Below are 13,516 nucleotides of genomic sequence, written 5' to 3' on the forward strand. Positions count from 1 at the left end.
ATCAGACTTTAATGAAAACTAAGGCAATCAGTTTGATGCTTGTTTCGTGGTATTTTTTGTCTGGAATCTCCTCACTTGTTTTTGCTCAAAATCAGCCAAGCTTTCAAGGATTACCTTTTGTTACCAATTATGAAGCGCTTTCTTACCAAGCAGGGATTCAAAATTTTGACATCATTCAGGATGACTTAGGGAGAATATTTGTCGCTAATAATCTTGGCTTATTGGAGTTTGACGGCAAAACTTGGTCAAGATACGGGCTCAATTATACTAAGGTAAGATCTGCTTTTTTGGGGGCAGATAAACGAATCTATGTGGGTAGTCAGGCTGACTTTGGCTATCTGGATAATAATGAATCCGGTGATTTAATTTATACCTCACTGGCAGATAGCTTGCCCGACAACCTGAAGGATTTTGATGAGACTTGGAGAGTTTTTGGATCAGGGGATCTCATATACTTTTGCACATTTACGAGGATATACACCTACGACGGAAAAGTTGTCCATGCCATTGATCCTAAAAAAAGACTTGACATTTCCTTTCAAGTAGAAAACCAGCTTTACTCCCAAATTCAGGGTGAGGGCTTGTTTAAAGTGAACACTGATAAGTTTGAGCTCATTCGGAATGGTGATTTTTTTAAGGACAAACGAATTTCAAATGTGCTGCCCTTTGACCGAGGGAGGTGGCTAATCACCACATTCTCTCATGGGATTTTCCTCTATGATGGTGAGATAAAGCCTTTTCTGATCAAAAGTGGAAATTGGGAAAACCGATTTTTGATCAATTACAGCGCAAGGCTGCGAAACGGGAACATCGCTCTTGCTACCCAAAATGCCGGTCTGTTTATCCTCGATAAAGATGGAAATGTTTTGATTCATTTGGATAAAAGCTCTGGTCTTCAGGATTTGACCATCAATTTTATTTATGAGGATAACCAAGGAGGACTTTGGCTGGCACTGAATAATGGAATTGCCCGAGTGGAGCTTTCATCTCCTTTTTCGGTTATTGATGACAGGTTGGGACTCAGTGGGGCTGGTTATGCCGCACTGAAATTGGATGGAAATATTTACCTGGGGACGAACAATGGACTCTTTGTCTGGGAAAACGGTCGAATCTCTTTCATCAAAGGCACCGAAGGGCAGGTGTATTCCATTCAGGATATTCGAGGTCAAGTAGTCCTGAATCATCATAATGGGACTTTCCTGATTAAAGACAGAAAAGCTGTCCAGATTTCCGATGTTCAAGGCGCCTGGATTCTGAAGCAGCATCCGACCCAGACTGATTTTTTTATTCAGGGAAATTATACAGGGCTGAGCCTCTTTCAATGGAAAAATGGGACTCTGGCCTATGTAAAGAAAATCAAGGGATTGGAGGAGTCGTCTCGCGTCATGGAGTTTGATGGCAATACTCTTTGGGTGGCCCATGGATACAAAGGTGTGTTTAAGCTTAAACTCAGCGAGGACTTGGGCGAAATACTTGAAAACAAGCTGTATAATAGGGCTCAAGGCTTCCCTAATGATGACTTGATCAATGTCTATAGATTCAGTAATCGATTGATTTTTACAGCCAATGGGGGATTTTATGGGTATGAATCTGCGATGGATCGGTTTATACCTCTTGCAGAGTTCAATGATCTATTTGGATATGGCACGGTGATGGCAGATCTGGAGCCGGATGAATTGGGTAATCTATATTTCATTGAGCAGGCTCGTCTCGGTGTGATCAAGCCGCAAAATAATCATCAGATGGTCCTAAATTCATCCTCATTCAATAAGGTCAAGAGGCTTTGGAATGATGATTTGGCCAACATGATTGTGTTGGATAATCAAAATATCCTGATTGGTGGCAAACAAGGCTTTGTTCATTACCAGCCTTCTTTGGATTTGCCAAGGACGGATGAGCCCAAGGTGTTTTTTAGGAAAATCAGAAACCAGGGAATAGACTCTAAATTGATTTTTTCGGGGCATGGGGCTGGTGATGGATCTGTGGTGGATGCGAATGAGTCGCCTTTTTCTTATTCTCAAAACTCTTTCTCCTTTGAATTTGGCGCAGCACATTTTCCAAGTGGGAATGAAGTACAATACCAGTATTTTTTGGAAAACTACGATCAGGACTGGTCTGCTTGGACGATTGAGGAAAAGAAAGAATACACCAATCTCAGGGAAGGCGACTATGTGTTCAAAGTAAGGGCAAAGACAATTTTTGACCAGGTCAGTAGGCCTGTCGAGTTTCGTTTTACGGTAAAGCCGCCTATTTACCGATCCGTTTTTGCCTACATTCTCTACGGTTTTTCGCTTATATCCTTTTTATTTAGCGGATTTAAATGGCTGGATAAGAGACATAAAACCCAAACACTCAAGTTGGCACAGGAGAAGGAATTAGAGTTGAAGCAAAAAGATGATGTCATTGAGACCATCACGCTTCAATCCGAGCAGGAGATCATGAAACTTAAAAATGATCAACTCCAATCTCAGATTGAATTCAAAAATCAGGAACTGACCTCCTCAGCCATGAATTTGATTCAAAAAAACAAGCTGTTGAATACGATCAAAAGTTCTTTGAAAAGCCTGATGGAAGAAAATGGCAGTCAGGAGTTGAATACCCAGCTCAACAGACTGGTAAGATCCATAGACAAAGATTTGGAGGGCGTCGAAGACTGGTCTGCATTTGCAGAGAGTTTCGACCAGGTACATGGGAAGTTTATCACACGGCTTAAGGAAAAATTTCCCGAACTCACTCCTCAGGAAATTAAGTTCAGTGCTTACATCCGAATGAATTTGAATACCAAAGAAATAGCTAATCTGTTGGGGATTTCTGTCCGTGGTGTGGAAATTGGAAGGTATAGAGTGAGAAAAAAGTTAGGATTGTCGCGCCAGGACAACCTCAGTGACTTTTTGTTAAGGTTTTGACCTGGTTTTTTAAGAAATTAACTATCTGTAAATCAAATTAATGTAAAAAAAATCAGTTTTTTTTAGCTAGATAAAAACCTTTTTTTACATTTGTGTGTATATACATTAAATTCATTTGTAGGAATCATGGGAAAAATTGAAGATGCCATTCAGCAAAAGGAATTTAAAAATCCTTTCACCAAGGCTGTTGTAAACTTGCTTTACACCCACAGCTATTTGGTGACTGCGCAAAATGGACTGCTTAAACCGCACGATCTTTCTCCTGAGCAATACAATGTCTTGCGAATTCTCAGAGGCCAAAATGGAGTACCGACCACAGTTTCATCGATTCAAGATCGCATGCTCAACAAAATGTCCAATGCCTCTAGACTGGTGGAAAAATTGAAGTCTAAGGATTTGGTGAAGCGTGAGGAATGTCCCTCAGATCGGCGCCAAGTGGACATTCTGATTACTGATAAAGGACTACAGTTGCTGGAGATTCTGGAAAAGCAAGTTGACGAATCCCATAAAAACTTTCTCCATCTCAATGAAGAAGAAGTAAACCTACTCAATGACTTATTAGATAAGCTTAGAGGGTAAAAAAATTTAATCTAAAAGATGTCTATACATTCAATGTAAATACTTAAAAAAAATACACTAATCTCAAACAAACAACTTATGAGCACCACAAAATGGATCATCGACCCTACACACTCTGAAGTGTCTTTCAAAGTAAAGCACTTGGTAATTTCTACCGTTACAGGTTATTTCCGCAAGTTTGAAGGAGCCGCTGAAGTAGCTTCCGAAGATTTCAATGGAGCAACTGTAGCCTTCACCGCTGACATCGACAGCATCGACACCAACCAAGCGGACAGGGATGGACACTTGAAATCGGCCGATTTCTTTGATGCAGCAAATCACCCAAAATTGGCTTTCGAAGGTAAAATCGCAAACAACGGTGGCGATTACAGCTTGGTGGGCAACTTGACTATGAGAGGTACAACCAAAGCAGCAGAGCTAGACGTGACCTTTGGAGGTATCGTAGCTGATCCTTACGGACAAACTAAAGCCGGTTTTGAAATCGAAGGCAAAGTCAACCGAAAGGACTTTGGTCTATCTTGGTCTGCCATTACAGAGGCTGGAAGCGTTGTAGTTTCGGATCAAGTACGTCTTGTACTCAGCATCCAGCTGGTGAAGCAAGCTTAAATAAAACCTTTGAGGAACAAATAAAACCTCGGAGGTTTCCAAACCTTCGGGGTTTTATTTTGTCTCATTATTCATACCCTACACATTTCCACAGCAATCATGCGACCCTACATCACAGGAATCCATCACATCACCGCCATCGCAGGCAATGCACAGCAAAATATTGACTTCTATACCGGTATTTTGGGGCTGAGGCTGGTGAAAAAAACCATCAATTTTGATGCGCCTGATGTCTATCACTTCTACTTCGGTGATGAACTTGGGCGTCCGGGGACAGTCTTCACTACTTTCCCTTTCACTGGAGCAAGAAAGGGAACCAAAGGAACAGGTGAAGTGACTTACACTGCTTTTTCAGTAGGTATTTCCTCTTTGGATTTCTGGAAACATCGATTGAAAAAATTCGGGGTCACTGTGTCTGATGTCCTGACTCGTTTCGGGGATTCATTGATCCGATTTGAAGACCACGATGGGATGGGAATCGAGCTCATAGCGAATGATAGGGATGATCGTCCGGGTTGGACGTATGGTCAAATTCCTTTGGAGCATTCCATCAAAGGATTTTATGGAGCGACGCTAAATCTTCGGGCAAAAGAACTGACCGAGCAGCTTCTTACCCGTCACATGGATTATAGGTTTATAGGTCAGGAAGGTGAGCGATATCGTTATGGAACGGAAGGAAAACCTGGTGACATCGTTGATATAGTGATTGATAAATCTGGAATTCGGGGTGTGCAAAGCGCCGGAACTGTTCATCATATCGCATTTCGTACTGCCGATACACAAAGTCAATTGGCAATTCAGGAAATTCTTATGAGGAATGGATACCAAGTGACCGAAGTTCGTGATCGAAACTACTTCAAATCGATCTATTTCCGGGAACCGGGAGGAGTACTGTTTGAAATTGCAACTGATGAACCGGGTTTTGCCATCGATGAGGATGAAGCGCACTTGGGACAATTGCTCAAACTTCCCGAGTGGGCAGAGCCAAGTCGTAAACGAATTGAAGCTGCTTTGGTCCCAGTCTCTTTAAATCCTGAAAACTATGCCTGAAATCAAGAAGAAAGGCCTTTCACTTGACCAAGCCAAGAAAGCCGTGATCATGATCCATGGTCGGGGGGCGACCGCTGACAGCATTTTATCACTCAGTTCTTACCTGAATATTGCCGACTATGCAATTCTGGCGCCTCAGGCCAACTCAAACACTTGGTATCCGTATGGGTTTATGGCTTCAGATAAAGGCAACTTTGTTGCGCTGGAATCGTCTCTAAAGCAAATCGAAGAAGCGGTCAAGGAAGTGACCGAGGCAGGTATTACATCGGAGAATATTTATTTCTTGGGGTTTTCTCAAGGGGCCTGTCTGAGCTTGGAGTTTGCCGCCCGACATGCCAAGCGATACGGTGGGGTGGTTGCATTTACGGGAGGACTCATCGGCGAGATACTGGATGCCACTAAATATTCTGGTGATTTTGACCAGACTCCTGTATTTATTGGAGGAAGCAAAATAGACTTTCATGTACCTGCCAAACGAATGCAGGAGAGCGAAGAGGTGATGAAAAATATGGGTGCAAATGTCACTCTTAAGTTATACAATGATCCTGAGCACACTATCCGAAGAGAAGAGCTCGAATGGGTCAACGAACAGATTTTCTTGTAAGGTTTATCTAGTTTGAAAATCCCCCGGCAAGTTGTTGGGGGTATTTTTTTGTCTTTTTTTTAGTAAAAAATCAGCTAAAAATTATCTTGTAAAATATTGATATACAGGTATTAATGTCTGTTTTTGTAAAATTACTCAATAGGTTGATTTAGCTACAAAATCACCAAGGCACGAAAGGAGATTTTTTGGAAAATGTTTCCCGTAGACCTGCTTGCAGCAGCCAAGTTTTCGCAGAAAAAGACACAGACCTGCCAACGGTAGGTAGGTTTTCACAGATTTGGTTTCCAAATAGGCCCTCTATTACTAGAAACCCCTTGTGCTCTCTATTTTATCTTTGAGAACTTTGTGGCTAAAACTAATACGAATACCGGATCTGAGAACCGCGCTCTGCATCAAGCTCAATCTGCGCAAAGACTCCGATCTCCTGCTGCAGTTCCTCGACGTGGCTGATGATGCCGACCACGCGGTTTTCGTGCCGAAGGGCCTTGAGTGTCTCAAATACCACCCGAAGGGAGTTTCGGTCCAAGGCCCCAAACCCTTCATCCAGAAAGAAAAAGCTTTGATCGGCCTGATTGAGGGCTTTGACTTTTTCGGCCAAGGCCAAAGCCAAACAAAGGGAAGCCTGGAAAGTCTGTCCACCCGAAAGGGTTTTCAGCAGGCGTTTCTTGCCTCCATTGAGGTAGTCCACCACCCAAAAGGTATTGTCCTCATCGGTCTCGAGACTTAGGCTGTTTTTGGTCAGCTTCATGAAGCGCAGATTGGCCGTGTTGCAGAGCTCGCGGAGGTAGATCGAACTTACGTACTTGACAAAGCCTTTGCCTTGGAATAGTCTTTCCAATTCCCGAAGTCCGCTTTCCCGATTTTCGATCTGCTGGAAGGATTGAATCAGTTTTTCCTTTTCCTCCAGTTTTTGAAGCATATCTTTCAGGGATTCCTGCAGGATGGCAAGTTGGTTTTGAAGGGTTTTGGATTGAAGTTGGAGTTGCTCGAGTGCTGCGTGTTTGGCTTGGTAGCTTTCTTCGGAAAAGGTCCCGATTCCGGCTTCGGACTGGATTTCTGCCATTCGGGAGCGTGTGATGGCCAGCTTTTGGTCGAATTGCTGGATTTCCAGCGCTGTTTTTTCGGCATCAATTGAGTGGTGAAAAAGTTGGACTAATGCCTCCTCATCCTGAAAACCATATTGGATTTTCAACCCTTCAAATTCTTTGGACAGGGAGTCATTCTTTTCGGTATTTTCCTGAACTAGTTTTTTGTAGTTTTCAATGTCCGCCAGGTTTTTGGTCTGGGCATTTTTTCGTTCTTGAAGATGCCTTTGTTTACCCTGGAGAAGTTCGATTGCCTCGGCAATGTCTCGTTCCACTTTGGTGATTGCTGATTGGATAACTTGCGACTCTTTCAGCAAAAAGGGCTTACAGAAGGTCGGATCCTTGATTTCTTCCTGCTTGGATTGAATTCTTGAGTTCAAATCCTGAGAAGCCAACTGAGCCAAATTGAGCTGTTTTTCTGATTTTTCTACTTCTGTGCGTTCAGCTGATGATAGTTTGCGCTTAGCTTGGATTTGCTGTAGGAGGTTTTCTTTTTGGGAAATAGTTTCTGAATGCTGATTGATTTTTGTGGTTACTTCCTCGTCAGTGTGGATATTCATTGACTTGAGTTTTTTCCAAAATTCCTCCTGCTGGAGTTCCAGTTTGCTGATTTCCTTGAGTTTTTCCTGCAGATTTCGGCCTAGGTTTTCCAGATTGTTTTGCTCCACTTTTTCCTTCTGGATCAGTGCCAGGATTTTTTCCAATTCATCCTTTTCCCGGAAGATTTGGAGTTCTTTGGCTTTGATCTTTGGTTCGTCGGATTCCCCTAGAAGAGGTTGAGGATGATCCATGGATCCGCATAGTGGGCAGGGTTCACCGTTTACCAAGAGGTGTGCGTGGGCATTCAAGCCTTGTTTTCGCAGGAGCTTTTCGCGTTCGGTCTCGATGCTTCGGATGATGGATTTTTGGGTTTCAGTCCAGGTTTGAAGGCTCTTTTCCTGTGCAGGAATCCGATGAGTAATGTCCTCCAAGGAGGTTTTGATTTTGCCGGTTTCCTGCTCGAAATTCCCCTTGATGCGCTGCAAATCCACCAAACGCTCCCGATTGGCTTTGAGCTGATTTTGGATGGTTTTCAGATCACTGAGAAGACCGGGATCAGCTGCCGGAAGGTTTTCAGCTTGGCTTTCCAAGGTTTGAATTTCGGTTTCTAACTTCTTCAGGCTGGCTTTTTTGGCTTCCAACTCGGGCAGAAGGGTTTCCACCAGATTTTGGGCAGTATCCAGTTTGCCATTCAATTCCTGAATTTCGATGACTTTGACTAGGTCACGGATTTTTGCTTCCCGAGCAGGACGCTCTTCATTCTTTTTGCGCAGCTCTAGCTCTTCGGTTTCGAGTCGGGCGATTTCCTCCTCGAAACCTTCCTTAAACCGTTCGCAGTCTGTTACACTTACCCGATACTTTTCCAGATCCTTTTTTCGGTCCTGTAGCTGATCCCAAATCGGTCTGAGGTAAGTTTTGGCGGTGATAAATTCCTTATGCAGCTGTCGCTTTTCTTCCACTTCAGGAAGTTTTTGCTCCAAGGTGCTCAACTGAGTTTTTAACTCCTGAAGCTGAAGAAAGGACTTTCGGGTAAGTTCCAGTTTGCGGAATTCCTGATCCGCATCTGCCAATGCCTTGGAGGCCTGTTGAGTTTCAGCCTCTAATTCTGCAGTTTCTTGCCTTTTTTCGCGGAGACTTTCGATCGAAATGCCTTCCAGATTATCCAAAAGAGCTTTCAATCGGGTCTTTTCCAGTTCGGCTTCTTTTCGGAGTGTCGATGTTTTTGCTGCGAGATCAAATCGCTCCAAGCCAAAGAGCTGCTGCATCATTTCGGCCCGCTCTAGCGGTTTTTGGTCGATGAATTCCCGGAATTTGCCCTGAGGGATGATGATGGTCTGCTTGAAGTGCTCCTTGCTCATGCCGAGCACGGTTTCGGCTTTGTCCGGAATCGCCTCCCAATTGCCGTCTTTCAATTGATAAAAAATATGCTCTGCTGCATCTATTTTTTCAAAATCCTTTTTGTTTCGCTTGGCCGAATAGCGGGCGAGGTAGGTTTGGGCATTGTTTTTTCCGGCACGGAAAGTAAAGTTGACCGAGAGCTGATCGCTCTGCAGGTTGACCATGCTGGAGCGCTCGCCTGTGGTGGCCAGTCGCTCGGTGCTGCCATAGAGGGCGAGGAGAATGCCCTCGAGGATGGAGGATTTGCCACTGCCTACCGCTCCGAAGATTCCAAAAAGTCCGGCAGCAGTAAGCGTTTCAAACTCCACGGTTTGCCGCTCGCGGTAGGAGTAGAGTCCTTCGATTTCCAGTCGTACAGGGATCATGCGGGATCGATTTGGCTGATGATTTCTTTGAAAAGTCCGAGCAGTTGGGCGTTGGGTTCCTGCCCTTTTTCGCTTTGGTAATACATGCGGAACAGCGTCTCCATGTCTTTGCCCAAGTCATCCACATGCAAGGCAAAAGATTCCTGTCCTCCTGTGTTTTTGAGTTGGGGGATGAGGCTGACGATGCCGTCGTGGGCTTTTAGGATCGCTTTGCGTGTCGTAGCATCGATGGATTCGTCAGCAACAAAGGTGATTTCCACAAAGCAATAGGGATGGGCTTCCAGCCAGGCGAGGGTGTCGGCTAGGTTGTCAAACTTGACACGAAACAGCGGTCGGCCCTGCTTGAGTCCGATGGGCTGATAGCTGACAGGCTGACCTGCCTGGACCTCGATCAGCACCACTTTTTTCTCCTGATCGGCTTCGGAAAAAGAATAGGCCAGCGGTGAACTCGAATACACGACCGGGATCGATTCATGTCCCACGGCATGGTAGCGGTGGAGGTGACCGAGTGCAGCGTACTGGATTTGGGAAGGGATATTTTGAGTAAAAAGGGCCTGTGTTCCGCCCACGTGCAGGATGGGTCGCTCGGATTCGGGTTCGGCTTCCGCTTTTTCACCTTCTTTCATAAAAAAGAAATGGCCCAAAAAGAGGTTCAGTCCCTTTTCATCACAATGTCGATCGGCCAAGTCTTGCCACTTCGCGGAAAGCAATTTCCGAAATTCTTCTTCCCGATTTTCTTCGCCGAGGTAAGTGCGTAGGCTGACCTCATTGGCGTAGGGAGCCAAAATTACCCTAACTGGGCAATCCACCTGTGGGAGCTTCAACTCTACAAATCCGCTTTCGGACTTCAGAATTTCTATCCCGGAGTCCAGCTTTCCACAGGGAATGACAGAGTCATATCTGCTGTAAAAGAAAATGCCAAGCTCGCGGGCCAGTGGATCGGGTGCTTCTACAAATTGGGTGCTGTCATGATTGCCGGAGATGGCAAGGATGGGTCGGGTACCGTTTTTGGACAGGCGACGCAGCGTTTTGTAGAGTAATTCGACCGCTTCATGGGCGGGATTGAAGGTGTCAAAAATGTCTCCTGCTAGTAGGACGAGGTCCACGCATTCCTGATCGGCGATTTGGCAGATTTCGTCCAGGACGAGGGTTTGCTCCTCAAGTCGGGAGTATTCCTGTAGGCGCTTGCCCAGGTGCCAGTCGGCGGTATGGAGGATTTTCAACATGCTAGTGTTCAGGTTTCAGTCACAGTTTTCAGATCTTTTAGAAAAGTTGGCCTTGAGTTCAGATTCTGTTTCCTTTTTCTGACTAAAGAATAGGTACTAAGATAGGTTAAGAGGCTAGGTTCTCCAACCCGAAGATAAGCTAAGACAGGAATTGGCATTTTTATTGAAAATTGGGGTGCAAATGTTAGCTTCGAACGTGCTCACCCGACTTGCCCTTTTCTTTTTCTTGTTTCTACTGTCGCTGAAAGGCTATGCTCAGGCCGATTCTTTGCTGATTCAGGAGGGTACGGCGAGTTATTATGGGAAAAAGTTTCAGGGTAGGCGAACTTCCAGCGGGGAGATTTTTCACCTGGACAGCATGACGGCAGCGCATAAGAATCTGCCTTTTGGGACTTGGGTAAAGGTGACAAGAACAGGCCAGGATAAATCAGTACTCGTCAAGATCAATGATCGGCTACCTAAGAGCTCCAGCCACGTGATCGATGTGTCCAGAAAAGCAGGCGAACTGCTTGGATTGATCGGGCCGGGATTTGCGCAGGTAAGGATTGAGGCTTTGAATTTGGATGAATTAGATAGTTTGATTGCCCATTATGAGGGAAGGGAAAAATGGGGACTGAGGCTAAGGCCGTATGCGCGGCTAGTCGCCTTGCCTCGTCGTGAACTTAATTTAGCGTTAAAAATGATTAAACCGGAGCCACAGTTTGACTTTTACAAATAGAAATTAGTTTATTAGTAGCATGCGAAGTATTCTGACTTTCTTGCTGCTTTTTACACTGATATCCTGTAATCCCAAGGTGGATAAAGCCAGGCTAACTGGTTCGTTACAGGTTCAATCCATTTCTTTCCCCAACTTAGACCCATTTTCCACCCGCATTTCGCACGTTAAGGAGGATACCCTATTTTTTTTAGATAAGACCGGAGGAACGCTATCCAAATTTTCTTTGATTGACCAAAGTCTTTCCCAAGTGGAACTGAAGCTTGTCGGGGATTTTTGGCCATCCAAGATGCATTACATTTCCGTCGACTCCATCCTGTTTTTCGATGGGGCTAGGCTCTTGCTGTATCGTGACAGAGGTGCCGACCAACAAACCTTCTCCATTTTTGAAGGGCTTTCTGAACTGGAGGGAGCGGTCTATGCCGAATATCCTTATGAGCCGATTGCTAGTAGCTTAGTGTACCTTCCGAATCAGAAAAGCGTGTTGTTCTATTTTGCCAAAGCCGATGCGGCCAAGAAGCGGATTTTTGCAAGCTATTCTTTGGAGACAAAAACCTGGACCTCCTTATCAGTCTATCATCCTGCTGAGTTTGATGGCGTTGCGCTTGATTACACCACCTTTCCCTCGGTGGCTGTCGAGCAAAGTGGTTTTGTATTTATTTACTCCATTTCTCCGACGATCTCTAGCTATTCTTTTGAGACTGCTGAGCAGCGCGAAGTTCCCATTTCTTCCTTTGAAGGGAAGCAATCTGCCGAGCCTCAGACTATGCGGGATTCTTGGGATCAAGCCTATTTTCAAAATTGGGTGCTGACTTCGCCCAATTACCTCAAGCTCCTCTACGATCCCTATCGACAGGTCTATTATCGGATCTCCCAAGAGGCTCTGGGGAAAGAGGCGCCTGTAGGAGAGGATCACTACACCTTCTTGCTCAGGAACAGGCAGCTTTACCTGACTGTCCTGAATGAAAAGCTGGAGGTTTTGGGAAATTATTCGTTGGAAAAAGGAAAGTACGATCCTTCCCATGCCTTTGTCTTTTCACAAGGTCTATGGATACCCGATGCTCCCGAACTGATGGAAAAGGAAGCGGTCTCGGGAGATGTGATTTCTTTGGGGGAATAGGCTAGTAGCCTGATTTATTGCTTGTTAGCGGCACTAACTAAAAAATTTATTTCTGAGAATCAATCGATTAACTAAAAATGAAGAAATATTTTCAAACTAGACTTGCATTTATAAGAGGGGGGGATAGATTAGTCAACGAAAGATCAAGGTCGGCGCGCAGGTCTGGATTTTTAGGGATAAAAACCTCGCCCTACATGGTGTGAAAGGGGGTTATATAATTTTACCTTTATGAAAAAAATACTGCTATTGGGGATATTCTTTATTTCCTCACTCTTTGTTTCTTTTGGTGCAACATATTTTTGCATTATCTCGTCAAATCCAGCATTAAATGTTAATTATTGTAGAGCATTGTCTAGTGGCAATGGAGATATGTGTTTTACGTTTGGTAGTGGTACTGCATGTTATGAGACTGGACAAGGCCCAGGCTCCGGGGATTAATGGAAAACGTATATTACATAGGGAATCTAATATATTTAGATTCCCTACATTGTGTTAAGTCTATGAAAAAGCTATTTTTATTTTTTTTTCTTGGATTACTAGGTTGTGATTCAAATTTCAATAATTATTTTAATGATTATTCAAATCCTAAAGATTACCTTTTTGTTGCTTCAAAAATAAAGCAATTTCCAACCGAAAATTTTTTTTCTGGAAAAATCTATTCCTTACAATTCTTTAAAGATTCTGAAAAATACCTTTCTTTTCTCGTTCCTAATGAAAATAAATTAATTGTATATAATTACGATGATGAAACACTTTTTCACATACAAGAATTTCAAATTGAAGGTCCTTACGGGGTTGGAGAATTAGGATTTCTATCTAGTCATTACAATATTTCTAAGGATTCTCTATTGATATATAACTTCCAAAATGGGGTATTATTTCTTCTAAATGATTCATCAAGTTTATTGAATAGCTTTAGGGTTTCAAATTATATAGATCCAGAGGTGATGCCAGCTCCATTCCCAAATAGCATTCGCCCTATTCAATATATTAATCAAACAGTCTACTTATCCTCTGGGCTAACAAATCGACTAGCCGATTTCTCAGGCTTTCCCTCCGTTGTTAAAATTGATTTATTATCTAAAAAAGTCAATTTTTTTGGAGAATTTTCCAACTTATACAGTAAAGCATATTGGGGGAATACATTTAAATATGATCCTGCAATCGCTATACTTGATGAAAGAATATACATTAATATGATTATCCGCAATCATACCAGTATGGGTAAACCGAAGCAATGATGAGTCGGTCAAACAGTTTTTGACCAAAGTATCTTCTGTTGAGCTTGTAGCAAAACTCATCCAGGTAGTTCTGCATCATTC

At 43.7% G+C, this 13,516-nt stretch carries 10 protein-coding genes and 1 pseudogene; 8 read left to right on the forward strand and 3 right to left on the reverse strand.

The window, feature by feature from the left end; genetic code table 11:
- Window positions 1–11 precede the first annotated feature (11 nt).
- From ACFPIK_RS15125 to ACFPIK_RS15145, 5 genes are all read left to right on the forward strand, one after another.
- On the forward strand, window positions 12–2,906 hold the full coding sequence (locus ACFPIK_RS15125; protein WP_377916742.1) for a triple tyrosine motif-containing protein: 2,895 nt from the start codon (window positions 12–14) through the stop codon (window positions 2,904–2,906).
- A 126-nt stretch (window positions 2,907–3,032) separates the two neighbouring features.
- Complete coding sequence (locus ACFPIK_RS15130; protein ID WP_377916744.1) at window positions 3,033–3,485, forward strand: MarR family winged helix-turn-helix transcriptional regulator; 453 nt, start codon at window positions 3,033–3,035, stop codon at window positions 3,483–3,485.
- Window positions 3,486–3,563: 78 nt separating this feature from the next.
- Window positions 3,564–4,091, forward strand: a complete 528-nt coding sequence (locus ACFPIK_RS15135; protein WP_377916746.1) for a YceI family protein — start codon at window positions 3,564–3,566, stop codon at window positions 4,089–4,091.
- 99 nt (window positions 4,092–4,190) lie between these two features.
- The gene (locus tag ACFPIK_RS15140; RefSeq protein ID WP_377916748.1) at window positions 4,191–5,141 is read left to right on the forward strand and encodes a ring-cleaving dioxygenase; all 951 of its coding nucleotides are present in this window, start codon (window positions 4,191–4,193) and stop codon (window positions 5,139–5,141) included.
- Entirely contained in the window at window positions 5,134–5,745 is a 612-nt protein-coding gene (locus ACFPIK_RS15145; RefSeq protein WP_377916750.1) for an alpha/beta hydrolase, read from the forward strand. The genes ACFPIK_RS15140 and ACFPIK_RS15145 overlap by 8 nt, the downstream gene beginning before the upstream one ends.
- Window positions 5,746–6,100: 355 nt before the next feature.
- Here ACFPIK_RS15145 and ACFPIK_RS15150 read toward each other — a convergent pair whose 3' ends face one another.
- On the reverse strand, window positions 6,101–9,133 hold the full coding sequence (locus ACFPIK_RS15150) for an AAA family ATPase (RefSeq protein ID WP_377916752.1): 3,033 nt from the start codon (window positions 9,131–9,133) through the stop codon (window positions 6,101–6,103).
- Window positions 9,130–10,359: an exonuclease subunit SbcD gene (locus ACFPIK_RS15155; protein WP_377916754.1), complete on the reverse strand. Its 1,230-nt coding sequence runs from the start codon at window positions 10,357–10,359 to the stop codon at window positions 9,130–9,132. The genes ACFPIK_RS15150 and ACFPIK_RS15155 overlap by 4 nt, the downstream gene beginning before the upstream one ends.
- 181 nt (window positions 10,360–10,540) lie before the next feature.
- On the opposite strand from ACFPIK_RS15155, the gene ACFPIK_RS15160 reads away from it, so the two are divergent.
- The 3 genes from ACFPIK_RS15160 (at window position 10,541) to ACFPIK_RS15170 (ending at window position 13,435) form a co-directional block, all read left to right on the forward strand.
- Complete coding sequence (locus tag ACFPIK_RS15160; RefSeq protein WP_377916756.1) at window positions 10,541–11,077, forward strand: septal ring lytic transglycosylase RlpA family protein; 537 nt, start codon at window positions 10,541–10,543, stop codon at window positions 11,075–11,077.
- A gap of 19 nt (window positions 11,078–11,096) precedes the next feature.
- Window positions 11,097–12,194 carry a DUF4221 family protein gene (locus ACFPIK_RS15165; RefSeq protein WP_377916758.1) on the forward strand — a complete coding sequence of 366 codons (1,098 nt, stop codon included), beginning with the start codon at window positions 11,097–11,099 and terminating at the stop codon, window positions 12,192–12,194.
- A gap of 500 nt (window positions 12,195–12,694) precedes the next feature.
- The gene (locus ACFPIK_RS15170; protein ID WP_377916760.1) at window positions 12,695–13,435 is read left to right on the forward strand and encodes a DUF4221 family protein; all 741 of its coding nucleotides are present in this window, start codon (window positions 12,695–12,697) and stop codon (window positions 13,433–13,435) included.
- On the opposite strand, the pseudogene ACFPIK_RS15175 reads toward ACFPIK_RS15170, so the two are convergent.
- Window positions 13,395–13,516 (reverse strand): annotated as a pseudogene (locus ACFPIK_RS15175) (IS1595 family transposase); the annotation flags it as partial. The gene ACFPIK_RS15170 and the pseudogene ACFPIK_RS15175 sit on opposite strands and share 41 nt — an antisense overlap.

Origin of the sequence: Algoriphagus aquatilis (genome assembly GCF_042657405.1) — a bacterium.
In the GTDB taxonomy this organism is placed as follows: Bacteria; Bacteroidota; Bacteroidia; order Cytophagales; family Cyclobacteriaceae; genus Algoriphagus; species Algoriphagus aquatilis.

Coding starts and splice junctions, on each gene's coding strand:
- ACFPIK_RS15125 (WP_377916742.1), top strand. CDS start 12: ATGAAAACTAAGGCAATCAGTTTGATGCTTGTTTCGTGGTATTTTTTG.
- ACFPIK_RS15130 (WP_377916744.1), top strand. CDS start 3,033: ATGGGAAAAATTGAAGATGCCATTCAGCAAAAGGAATTTAAAAATCCT.
- ACFPIK_RS15135 (WP_377916746.1), top strand. CDS start 3,564: ATGAGCACCACAAAATGGATCATCGACCCTACACACTCTGAAGTGTCT.
- ACFPIK_RS15140 (WP_377916748.1), top strand. CDS start 4,191: ATGCGACCCTACATCACAGGAATCCATCACATCACCGCCATCGCAGGC.
- ACFPIK_RS15145 (WP_377916750.1), top strand. CDS start 5,134: ATGCCTGAAATCAAGAAGAAAGGCCTTTCACTTGACCAAGCCAAGAAA.
- ACFPIK_RS15150 (WP_377916752.1), bottom strand. CDS start 9,133: ATGATCCCTGTACGACTGGAAATCGAAGGACTCTACTCCTACCGCGAG.
- ACFPIK_RS15155 (WP_377916754.1), bottom strand. CDS start 10,359: ATGTTGAAAATCCTCCATACCGCCGACTGGCACCTGGGCAAGCGCCTA.
- ACFPIK_RS15160 (WP_377916756.1), top strand. CDS start 10,541: ATGTTAGCTTCGAACGTGCTCACCCGACTTGCCCTTTTCTTTTTCTTG.
- ACFPIK_RS15165 (WP_377916758.1), top strand. CDS start 11,097: ATGCGAAGTATTCTGACTTTCTTGCTGCTTTTTACACTGATATCCTGT.
- ACFPIK_RS15170 (WP_377916760.1), top strand. CDS start 12,695: ATGAAAAAGCTATTTTTATTTTTTTTTCTTGGATTACTAGGTTGTGAT.